The organism is Cellulosimicrobium sp. NPDC055967, assembly GCF_042269845.1.
In the GTDB taxonomy this organism is placed as follows: domain Bacteria; phylum Actinomycetota; class Actinomycetes; order Actinomycetales; family Cellulomonadaceae; genus Cellulosimicrobium.
The window spans coordinates 1-10442 of the sequence record NZ_JBHJYJ010000029.1; the positions used below are offsets into that span (position 1 = coordinate 1).

Genomic DNA, 10442 nt, shown 5'->3' on the forward strand with positions numbered 1-10442 from the left:
CGCTCACCTCGCGAGGTGAGCGGCCGCCGTCGTGCGTCACGGCCGGGCGAGGCCGTTCCGGTAGGCCCAGACGACGACCTGGACCCGGTCACGCAGCCCGAGCTTGGTGAGGACCCGGCCGACGTGGGTCTTGACCGTCGCCTCCGAGAGGTACACCCGCGCCCCGATCTCGGCGTTCGACAGCCCCTCGGCGAGCAGCGCGACGATCTCGCGCTCGCGCCCGGTGAGCACGCCGACGGCCTCGGACCGGGCGACGACGTCCGGGAGGACGGGGGCGACTTCGGCGAGGAGCCGCCGCGTCGCCGACGGTGCGATGACGGCGTCCCCCCGGTGCACGGTGCGGACGGCGGCGAGCAGCTCGTCGGTCGGCGCGTCCTTGAGCAGGAACCCGGCGGCGCCCGCTCGGAGCGCGGCGTAGACGTACTCGTCCACGTCGAACGTCGTGAGGATGAGCACCCGGCACGGAGGCATCGACGCGTCCAGCAGCCGCGCCGTCGTCTCGATGCCGTCCATGACCGGCATGCGCACGTCCAGGACGACGACGTCGGCCCGCCGCTCGCGCTGCACGCGCAGCGCCTGCGCGCCGTCGGCAGCCTCGCCGACCACGGCCAGGTCCGGCGCGGCGTCGATCACGGCGACCGCCCCCGCGCGGACGAGCGGCTGGTCGTCGACGACCAGCACGCGGATCACGGGCCACCGTCCGCAGGCCGAGGCGGTGCGAGCGCGTGCTGGTTCGAGGCCGGGACCGAGGCCGCGACCGTCCACGCCTCGCCCGCGCGGATCTCGAGCGTCCCGCCCGCCGCCTCGATCCGCTCCCGCATCCCCACGAGCCCCAGGCCCGCGCCGGTCGCCGGTGCGGCGTCCGGGCCGGGAGCGGGCCGGGCGGCCCCCGCGTCGTCGGACGACGGGACGTCCGCCACCTCCACGTGGAGCCCGGCACCGTGCCACGCGAGGGTGACCGTCGTCGACGAGCCGGGCGCGGCGTGGCGCGCGCTGTTGGTCAGCGCCTCCTGGACCGCGCGGAACGCGGCGAGCTCCGCCGTCGGCCCGAGCGGCACGGGGACGCCCGACTCGACGACCCGCACGGCGCGGCCGGCCCGGCGGACGCGGTCGACGAGGCCGGGCACGTCCCGGAGCGTCGGCGCCGGCGCCGCGGCCGCCGCACCGGCGGGGGCGCTCGCCGGCTCGGCGCGCAGCACGTGCACGATCCCCCGCAGGTCCCGCAGCGCCTCGCGCCCGGTCTCCTCGACCACCGCGAGCGCCTGCGCCGCGCGTCCGGGGTCGGCGCGGCCCACGCGCGCCTGGGCGACGACGACCGAGAGGGAGTGCGCGACGACGTCGTGCATCTCGCGCGCGATCCTGGTGCGCTCGGCGAGCACGGCCCGCTCGGCCCGCTCCTCGCGCTCGGCCTCCGCGCGCTCGCGCCCGGCCAGCGCCTCGCGCCGCACCTGCTCCTGCGACCGCCGGAGCAGGCCGGCGGTCCAGGCGACCACGACGAGGGCGGCGAGGAGCAGGCCCAGCAGCCACGGGCTCGGGCCGATCGGCGACGCCGTCACGCTCGGGTCCACGCGGTACCGGAGCGCGGTCGCCGCCACGCCGACGACGCCGGTCACCAGCCCGAGCGGACGCGGCCCCCACGCCGTGCAGGAGTAGACGGAGAGCAGGAACACGGCCGCCGACGGCAGCAGGAAGTAGAGGCCGGACACCGCGAGCATCCCCGCCGCGGTGAGCGCGACGAGCACGTGCGAGAGCACCGGGGCCGACCGGCGGGCGACGAAGGCGACGTGCGCCAGCGCGGCGAGCCCGACGAGGGCCCAGGCACGGGCGGCGGGGAGCGACTCCAGCGCGACCACGCACGTCACGGGCAGCAGGGCGAGCGCTGCCGCCGTCGCGACGAGCACGTCCCCGCGGGCGGGCCGCAGGCTCACGGGACGGCGACCGATCGGGTGCCGCGGAGGGCGGGGCGCGCCGCGGCGTCGCCCGCGTCCAGCGTCGCGACGAGCAGCGCCACGCCGATCACGAGCCAGGTGCCGTAGGTCAGGGCGACGATGACGGTGATCGCGCCGGCACCGAGGTCGACCGGACCGTCGTCGAGGCCCAGGAGCTGCGCGGCGGTCCCGAAGACCATGAGCGCCCCCATCGTGAGCCCCGCGGACGCCGCGACCCACCCGACGGCCTGCAGCGCGGCCCGGACGCCCCGGGCCGGGACCGGGCGGTGCGTCAGCGCGAGCACCAGGACGGCCGCCGTCGCGAACAGCACGACCTCCATCACCGGCGCTCCCCCCGTGTGCGGCTCGGGCCGTCCGAGCGTACCGCCCAGCCACCAGTAGGCCTTGAGCGCCGGGTAGGGCACGCACATCGCCAGGCCGAGCGCCCGCGGCCACCGACGCCGGACGGGCCGGGCGCCCGTCGTGGCGACCGACCACGTGCTCAAGGTCGTGACCACGGCCGTCAGCGTGGCGAGCGACCGCACCAGCGCCCCCGGGACGTCGACCACGGCGAAGTCACCGGCCGGGATCCCTGTCACGGCGAAGAACGCCCGGAACGCGTCGAGCGCGAGACCCCCGCCCGCCCAGAAGAGCAGGACGACCGCGGTCCAGCCGAGCCCGAGGGCCAGGCGCCGGGACGTGCGACGGCGACCACGGGCGGCCACGACCGCGAGCAGGGCGCTCCCCGCGGCGACGGGCGCGACCCACGACGGCGCGAAGATCGCCGAGTACCCCTCCGGGGGCGGCCCCCACCAGCGCAGGGCGCCGGCGACGAGGGTCACGGACGCGCAGGCCACCATCGCCGCGGCGGTGCGCGCGGAGCGGGTGAGCCCGGGGGGACCGGGGCGGAACCAGGACGAGGTCGTGTCGGTCATGGGACCAGGCTCGCCAGGGCGGCCCCCTGGACGCGTCGCCCTCAGGTCGCGACGGTGCGCGACCCAGGTCGTGCGTCAGGGGCGGCCCGCGTAGGGCATCGCGTCGGCCCAGCGCATCGCCACCTCGTGCACGGGGCTGCCGGGCTGGCGGGCCTCGATCATCATGCCGTTGCCGGTGTACATGGCGACGTGGCGGATGGTCGACGGGTTCGACGTGTCGTCGGCGTAGAAGATCAGGTCGCCCGGCCGGAGCTGGTCGTAGGAGATCTTCTGCACGCGCTGGTACTGCGACCGCGACGTGCGCGTGATGTCGACGCCCGCCGCGGCCCAGGCGCGTGACGTGAGGCCCGAGCAGTCATACCCCGGCCCGGTGCCGCCGAACACGTACGGGGCGCCGATCTTGGTGCGCGCCCACGCGACCGCGGCCTGGCCCTGCGCGGCGCTGCCCACACCGGTGCCCGGGGGCGGCGTGACGACCGGCGGCGGGTCGGGGGCCGGCGCGGGCGTCGGTGCGGGTGCCGGGTTCGGCGCAGGTGCGGGGTCCGGGGCCGGGGGCGGCGCGGGTGCAGGGTCGGGCGCCGGGTTCGCGGGTGCGGGGCTGCTCGTCAGGGGCGCCGCGGGCGTGCCCGACGACGTCCCCGTCGCCGGGGCCTCGACGCGGGCCCGGGCGGCGGCCTCGCGCTCGCTCGCGGCCTGCGCGTCGAGGGCGTCCTGGCGCTGACGCTCGACGTCGACGCTCGTGGCGCGCGCGCGGGCGAGCTCGGCGAGGAGCGCCTCGCGGCGGGTCGCGGACTCCTGCACGGCGTCGGCGAGCGCGTCGGACGAGACCTGGGCGGCGGCGAGCGCGTCCCGTGCGCGGTCCTCGACCTCGCCCTGGTGCGCGAGCGCCGCGTCGGCACGGGCACGGGCGGTGTCGGCCACGGCGCGCGCCGTCGCGTGCGCGTCGACGGCACGACCCGCGGTGCGGCCGGCGACGCGCTCGGCGTTCTCCCGCTCGACGACCTGGCCCACGCCGTCCGCGTCCAGGACGGCGCGCAGCGCGTCGAGGTCGGCGGAGCCCTGCCGCGACGCGCGGAAGAGCGCGCCCACGGCGGCGCGGGCGTCCGTCTCGCCCGTCCGGGCCGTCGTGAGCGCCTCCTGCGCGTCGCGGACCTCCGCGTCGGCCGCGGCGAGCGCGTCCTGCGCGGCCGCGTACTCCTCCGCCGCGGTCTCGACCGCCGCCTCGGCGGTGGACTGCCGGTCCCGCAGCGACGCGAGCTCGCTCTCGACCGTCGCGACGTCCCGGGCCGCGCCCTCCGCGGCCTCGCGCGCGGCGCGGACGTCGTCGTCGGACGGCGGGTCGGACGACGCGGAGGGCGCGAGCCCGACGCCGAGCACGAGCGCGAGCAGGCCTGCCGAAGCCGCGGAGGCGAGGCGTCGGGGCCCGGTCGAGCGTCGCCGCGCTCCCCCGAGGGACTCGGTCCGGGCGGCGGGCGCCGACGTCACGTCGTCCATCGCTCCTCCTTCGACCGGTCGCGCGGCGTGTCCCGTTGACAGCACCCGCACGAGTCTGCCCAGAAGGTCCGCGATGCGCCATCGGAGCGCCGTGCTTCTTCTCAGGATGTGGTCTCGCATCGCGAGACCCCCCTGTCGGACGGCGAGGATCCCGCCTAGCCTCGCCAGCATGTCCCGTCGAATGTGTCGCTGACCCCAGCACACGTTCGCCTGCCCGCGAGCCGTCGTCGACGACGTCCTCGCCGTGGCGATCCCGTCCCGTGTGCGCCCCCCGCCGCGGTCGACGGCCGGCCTCCCGCCCTCTCGTCCCCGTGGCCCCCGCCCGGCGCGCCGCGCCGACGTCTTCCCCACCCCCACCACCCGCAGGAGAGCACCATGAGCACCGAGAACGCCCCCGCCTGGTCCTTCGAGACGCGCCAGGTCCACGCCGGCCAGACCGCCGACCCGACGACCGGGGCCCGCGCGCTGCCCATCTACCAGACGACGTCGTTCGTCTTCCCCGACGCGTCCGTGGCCGCCGACCGCTTCGCGCTCAAGGACCTCGGCCCCATCTACACGCGCATCGGCAACCCGACCCAGGAGGTCGTCGAGAACCGCATCGCCTCGCTCGAGGGCGGCGTCGGCGCGCTCCTCCTCGCGTCCGGGCAGGCCGCGACGACGTTCGCGATCCTCAACGTCGCCGAGGCGGGCGACCACGTCGTCGCGTCCCCGAGCCTCTACGGCGGCACCTACAACCTGCTGCAGTACTCGCTCGCCAAGCTCGGCGTCGAGACGACGTTCGTGGCCGACCCGCACGACCCGCAGGCCTGGCGCTACGCGGTGCGCCCGAACACCAAGCTGTTCTTCGGCGAGACGATCCCCAACCCGCAGGCCGACGTCCTCGACATCGAGGCCGTCGCGACGGTCGCGCACGAGGTGGGCGTCCCGCTGGTCGTGGACAACACGGTCGCGACCCCCTACCTGCTGCGCCCGCTCGAGCACGGGGCGGACGTCGTCGTGCACTCCGCCACGAAGTACCTGGGCGGCCACGGCTCCGCGATCGGCGGCGTGATCGTCGACGGCGGCACCTTCGACTACGCGGCCCACCCCGAGCGCTTCGCGAACTTCAACACGCCCGACCCGTCGTACAACGGCCTCGTCTACGCGCGCGACCTGGGCGTGGACGGCATCCTCGGCGCGAACCTCGCCTACGTGCTCAAGGCCCGGGTCCAGCTCCTGCGCGACCTGGGGTCCGCGATCTCCCCGTTCAACGCGTTCCTCATCGCGCAGGGCATCGAGACGCTCTCGCTGCGCGTCGAGCGCCACGTGGCGAACGCGCAGAAGGTCGCGGAGTGGCTCGAGGCGCGCGACGACGTCCGCACCGTGCACTACGCCGGGCTCGCCTCGAGCCCGTGGCACGCCGCCGCGCAGAAGTACCTGCCGCGCGGCGCGGGCGCGGTCCTCGCGTTCGAGCTCGACGGCGGCAGCGAGGCCGGGCAGGCGTTCGTCTCCGCGCTGCAGCTCCACTCCAACGTCGCCAACATCGGCGACGTGCGCTCGCTCGTCATCCACCCCGCGTCGACGACGCACAGCCAGCTCACGCCCGAGGAGCAGGCGCAGTCCGGCGTGACGCCGGGCCTCGTCCGCCTCTCCGTCGGCATCGAGCACGTCGACGACATCCTCGCCGACCTCGAGCTCGGGTTCACGGCCGCCAAGTCGTCGCTGGGCGCCTGAGCGACGACGCCCGCACGCGCGGCAGAACGACGACGAGGACTGCGATGACGGATCTGGACAGCCGGGGCGCCCTGCGCGCCCCGGCCGTACAGTGGCCGACGGTGAGCCCTGTGAACGACGACCTCCTCCCCTCCGCCCCCGACGGCCGGCGCGGTCCCCGCGCGGACGCCGCGGCGGGGCACGGGGTCGCGCCGTCGCGCGCCCGGGTGAAGGCTCCGGTCCCGGCGACGGGAGCGTGGCGCGAGGGCGACCCGGCCGGGCGACGGCGCTTCGCCGACGTCGGCACGTTCGACCTCGAGTCCGGCGCCCGCCTGCCCGACGTCCGCGTCGCGTACGAGACGTGGGGCACGCTCGCACCGGACGGGTCGAACGCCGTCCTCGTCCTGCACGCCCTCACCGGCGACTCCCACGTCAGCGGCCCCGCGGGCGAGGGCCACGCCACCGCGGGCTGGTGGGAGTCGCTCGTCGGACCCGGCGCGCCGATCGACACCGACCGCTGGTTCGTCGTCGCGCCCAACGTGCTCGGCGGGTGCCAGGGCACCACGGGCCCGGCGTCCACCGCGCCCGACGGGCTCCCCTGGGGCAGCCGCTTCCCGCGCGTCACGACCCGCGACCAGGTCGCCGTCGAGATCGAGCTCGCGCGGTCGCTCGGCATCTCGTCGTGGGCGTTCGTCGTCGGCGCGTCGATGGGCGGGCACCGCGTCCTCGAGTGGGCCCTCCTCGGCCCCGAGGCCGGGATCGACGTCGTCTCGCTCGCGGCGATCGCCACGAACGCGCAGACCACCGGCGACCAGATCGCGTGGGCGCACCCCCAGCTCGGGGCCGTCCGCGCCGACCCCGGATTCCGCGGCGGCGACTACTACGACGCCGCGGACGGCGAGGGCCCGCACGTCGGCCTCGGCATCGCCCGGCAGATCGCGCACGCGACCTACCGGTCCGCGCGCGAGCTCGACGACCGGTTCGGGCGCCTCCCGCAGGGCGGCGAGGACCCGTTCACCGACGGGCGCTACGCCGTGCAGTCGTACCTCGACCACCACGGCGACAAGCTCGCGCGGCGCTTCGACGCCAACTCGTACGTCGTGCTCACGGAGTCGATGCTCACGCACGACCTGGGGCGCGACCGCGGCGGCGTCGAGGCGGCGCTCGCCCAGGTCACGGCGCACGCGCTCGTCGTCGCGGTCGACACCGACCGGCTCTTCCTCCCCGCGGACTGCGCACGCATCGCGGCCGGGATCCCGGGGGCCGACCCGATGCGGACGCTCACGAGCGACTTCGGGCACGACGGGTTCCTCATCGAGTTCGACCAGCTCGGCCCGATCGTCGCCGACTTCCTCGGGGAACGGGCCGGCGTCCGCGACTGAGACCTGTCCACGGGACGGTGCCGTGGCGGGCGTGCCCACGCCGTCCTGGCACGATGAGGAGATGGACAGCGACGTGACCGAGGCAGCCCAGCACCTGCGCGCCCAGTGGGACCGGCTCGACCGGTGGCTGCGCGACCTCGGGGACGAGCTGGACCGCGACGCCGGCCGGGAGAGCGTGCTCGACGGCTGGACCGTCGGCGAGCTCGTCACCCATCTCGGCCGGGTCATGGAGACCCTCGCGCTGTGCGGGCCGGTGCCCGCCGGGACCGTCCCCCTCACGCTCGCGGAGTACCTCGGCACGTACCCGGAGCGGGCGGAGGAGATCGAGCACGCGACGCGCGCCCTCGACGAGCAGATCGCCGACGACCGCCTCGGGCACGTCGAGGCCTTCGCCGCCGCGGGCTTCGCACGCCTCGACGAGCTCGCCGACGAGAGCGTCGTGCAGGCGCGACGGGGACCCATCACGCTCCTCGACATGGTGCGCTCACGCGTCCTCGAGCTCGTCGTGCACGCCGACGACCTCGCCCGCACGTTCCCCGGCGTCCCCGCCGACCCCGTGGACCGTGCCGCGCTCGACGCCGTCGCGGCCGAGCTGCTGCGCGTCGTCGTCACGCGCGGCGGCTGGGCGCTCGAGGTGCACGACGCCCGCCTCTGGCTGCGGGTCGCGTGCGGCCGCGTCCCCTACGACGTCGACGAGCTCGCGCGCGCCCTGGAGCCCGTGCACACCTCCGAGGCGGTGCCCGACCTCGGCCGGATGCTCCCGCTCCTCTGACCGCTCCCCCGGTGGGGTGACGCGCGGCACGCAGCCTCCCGTGGTTGCGGCGCGGGCCGGACCGTAGGTTGGGGGCATGCTTGCCGCCTACGCCGACCACCTCGACCCCGACGACCCCCTGGCCGGGCTGGTCGTCGGGGAGCGCCCCGAACCCGACGCCCGCGAGCACTGGACGACCGTGGACGTGCGCGCCGCGTCGCTCAACCACCACGACCTCTGGTCGCTGCGCGGCGTCGGGCTGCCCGCCGACCGGCTCCCCATGATCCTCGGGACGGACGCCGCGGGCGTCACGCCGGACGGCACCGAGGTCGTGGTGCACGCGGTGGTCGGGGCGGACGGGCACGGCGTCGGTCCGACGGAGCGGCGGTCGCTGCTCTCCGAGCGGTACCCCGGCACGCTCGCCGAGCGCGTCGCCGTCCCGACGCACAACCTCGTCCCCAAGCCGCCGGAGCTGACCTTCGTCGAGGCCGCGTGCGTCCCCACGGCGTGGCTCACCGCCTACCGGATGCTGTTCACCGCCGGCGGCGCCGCCCCCGGCGACCGCGTCCTCGTCCAGGGCGCCGGCGGTGGCGTCGCGACGGCGGCGGTCGCCCTCGGCGCGGCCGCCGGGCTCGAGACGTGGGTGACGTCCCGCTCCGCCGGCAAGCGCGCCAGGGCAGCAGGGCTCGGGGCCGCTGCGACGTTCGAGCCCGGCGCCCGGCTCCCCGCACCGGTCGACGTCGTCGTCGAGACCGTCGGCCGGGCGACCTGGGGCCACTCGCTGCGCTCGGTGCGCCCGGGCGGGACCGTCGTCGTCGCGGGGGCGACCAGCGGCGACGCGTCGCCCGCGGAGCTCACGCGCGTCTTCTTCCACGAGATCCGCATCCAGGGCGTGACGATGGGGTCGCGCGACGACCTCGCCGCGCTGCTGCGGTTCCTCGCCCGCAGCGAGGTGCGCCCCGTCGTCGACCAGGTGCTCCCCCTGGCGCGCGCCCGCGACGGGCTCGCGCGCCTCGCGACCGGCGACCACTTCGGCAAGGTGGTGCTCACGCCGTGACGTCGACCGCGTGGCGCCCGGACGTCCTCGGAGCCGGGTACGAGCAGCGCACGGTCGAGCTGGAGCCCGACGACGAGGGCGAGGTCGTCGTCACCGTCGTGCGGCACGCACCCGAGACGCAGGAGCCGGTCCGCCCCGCGCGCGCCGTGCTGTACGTCCACGGCTGGAGCGACTACTTCTTCCAGACCGAGCTCGCCGAGACGTGGCACGGCCTGGGCGCCGCGTTCTACGCCCTGGACCTGCGCAAGTACGGGCGAAGCTTGCGCCCGCACCAGACGCCGGGGTACGTCGAGCACCTCGTCGACTACGACCCCGACATCGCGGCCGCGCTCGACGTCGTCCGCGGGGACCTCGGCGCGCACGTCGCGATCATGCTCATGGGCCACTCCACCGGAGGGCTCGTCGCGGCCCTCTGGGCGCACCGGCACCCGGGCGCCGTCCGCGGGCTCGTGCTCAACAGCCCGTGGCTCGAGCTCCAGGGGTCGTCCGTCGCCCGGACCGTCTCGGGCCCGGCGATCCGTCAGCTCGCGCGCTTCCAGCCGCGCACCCCGCTGCCGAACGTAGACCCCGGGTACTACGCGCGGACGTTGCGCGACCGCGACGACGGCGCCTGGGTGATCGACGACGCCTGGCGGCCCGTCCCGTCGTTCCCCGTCCGCGCCGGCTGGCTCCGCGCGATCATCTCCGGCCATGCCCGCGTCGCGGCGGGGCTCGCCATCGACTGCCCCGTGCTCGTGCTCCTCGCCGAGAGGTCGCTCTTCAGCACCCGCTGGTCCGAGGACATGCGCTCCGCTGACATCGTGCTCGACGTCGAGCCCCTCGCGCGCCGCGCGGCGCACCTGGGGCGGGTCGTCACCCTCGTCCGGATCCCCGGCGGGATGCACGACCTCTCGCTCTCCGCCCCCGAACCGCGGGCCCGGTTCTTCGCGGAGATCGTCCGCTGGTCAGCAGCCTACGGCTGGGCCTGACGTCGACGGCCACACGCCGTCCAGCCCAGGAACCACGCCTCTACCTCGGCGGACCAGGGCTCTACCTCGGCCGACCGCGGCTCTACCTCGCGCGACCGCGGCACTATCTCGGCGGCGAGAGGTACCTGAGTGAGGGTATGCGGAAATGCCGAAGGCCCACCCCGTGTGGGGTGGGCCTTCGGTGAAGGGTTGTCCGGCGGCGTCCTACTCTCCCACCCCGTCTCCAGGGCAGTAC

At 76.3% G+C, this 10442-nt stretch carries 9 protein-coding genes; 5 read left to right on the forward strand and 4 right to left on the reverse strand.

The window, feature by feature from the left end; translation table 11 throughout:
* Nucleotides 1–36 precede the first annotated feature (36 nt).
* The 4 genes from ACFC2L_RS20035 to ACFC2L_RS20050 all read right to left on the reverse strand — a co-directional run bounded on the left by ACFC2L_RS20035 (nt 37) and on the right by ACFC2L_RS20050 (nt 4357).
* Nucleotides 37–690 (reverse strand): response regulator, encoded by a 654-nt coding sequence (locus ACFC2L_RS20035; protein WP_375826101.1) that lies wholly within the window; start codon nt 688–690, stop codon nt 37–39.
* On the reverse strand, nt 687–1928 hold the full coding sequence (locus tag ACFC2L_RS20040; protein ID WP_375826102.1) for a sensor histidine kinase: 1242 nt from the start codon (nt 1926–1928) through the stop codon (nt 687–689). Before ACFC2L_RS20040 ends, ACFC2L_RS20035 begins: the two co-directional genes overlap by 4 nt.
* Nucleotides 1925–2863, reverse strand: coding sequence for a hypothetical protein (locus tag ACFC2L_RS20045; protein ID WP_375826103.1), 939 nt, complete (start codon nt 2861–2863; stop codon nt 1925–1927). The genes ACFC2L_RS20040 and ACFC2L_RS20045 overlap by 4 nt, the downstream gene beginning before the upstream one ends.
* Nucleotides 2864–2938: 75 nt before the next feature.
* Nucleotides 2939–4357, reverse strand: coding sequence for a C40 family peptidase (locus tag ACFC2L_RS20050; protein ID WP_375826104.1), 1419 nt, complete (start codon nt 4355–4357; stop codon nt 2939–2941).
* Between the two features lie 375 nt (nt 4358–4732).
* On the opposite strand from ACFC2L_RS20050, the gene ACFC2L_RS20055 reads away from it, so the two are divergent.
* From ACFC2L_RS20055 to ACFC2L_RS20075, 5 genes are all read left to right on the forward strand, one after another.
* Nucleotides 4733–6070 carry a bifunctional o-acetylhomoserine/o-acetylserine sulfhydrylase gene (locus ACFC2L_RS20055; protein ID WP_375826105.1) on the forward strand — a complete coding sequence of 446 codons (1338 nt, stop codon included), beginning with the start codon at nt 4733–4735 and terminating at the stop codon, nt 6068–6070.
* A 101-nt stretch (nt 6071–6171) separates the two neighbouring features.
* Nucleotides 6172–7431, forward strand: a complete 1260-nt coding sequence (locus ACFC2L_RS20060) for a homoserine O-acetyltransferase (protein WP_375826106.1) — start codon at nt 6172–6174, stop codon at nt 7429–7431.
* A gap of 61 nt (nt 7432–7492) precedes the next feature.
* The gene (locus ACFC2L_RS20065) at nt 7493–8203 is read left to right on the forward strand and encodes a maleylpyruvate isomerase N-terminal domain-containing protein (protein ID WP_375826107.1); all 711 of its coding nucleotides are present in this window, start codon (nt 7493–7495) and stop codon (nt 8201–8203) included.
* Nucleotides 8204–8279: 76 nt separating this feature from the next.
* The gene (locus tag ACFC2L_RS20070) at nt 8280–9239 is read left to right on the forward strand and encodes a zinc-binding dehydrogenase (protein WP_375826108.1); all 960 of its coding nucleotides are present in this window, start codon (nt 8280–8282) and stop codon (nt 9237–9239) included.
* The gene (locus ACFC2L_RS20075; RefSeq protein WP_375826109.1) at nt 9236–10207 is read left to right on the forward strand and encodes an alpha/beta hydrolase; all 972 of its coding nucleotides are present in this window, start codon (nt 9236–9238) and stop codon (nt 10205–10207) included. The genes ACFC2L_RS20070 and ACFC2L_RS20075 overlap by 4 nt, the downstream gene beginning before the upstream one ends.
* The last annotated feature ends 235 nt before the right edge of the window (nt 10208–10442 follow it).

Bases quoted from the DNA above. Each gene is read 5' to 3' on its own strand.
- ACFC2L_RS20045 (WP_375826103.1), bottom strand. From the start codon at position 2,863: ATGACCGACACGACCTCGTCCTGGTTCCGCCCCGGTCCCCCCGGGCTC.
- ACFC2L_RS20050 (WP_375826104.1), bottom strand. From the start codon at position 4,357: ATGGACGACGTGACGTCGGCGCCCGCCGCCCGGACCGAGTCCCTCGGG.
- ACFC2L_RS20055 (WP_375826105.1), top strand. From the start codon at position 4,733: ATGAGCACCGAGAACGCCCCCGCCTGGTCCTTCGAGACGCGCCAGGTC.
- ACFC2L_RS20065 (WP_375826107.1), top strand. From the start codon at position 7,493: ATGGACAGCGACGTGACCGAGGCAGCCCAGCACCTGCGCGCCCAGTGG.
- ACFC2L_RS20070 (WP_375826108.1), top strand. From the start codon at position 8,280: ATGCTTGCCGCCTACGCCGACCACCTCGACCCCGACGACCCCCTGGCC.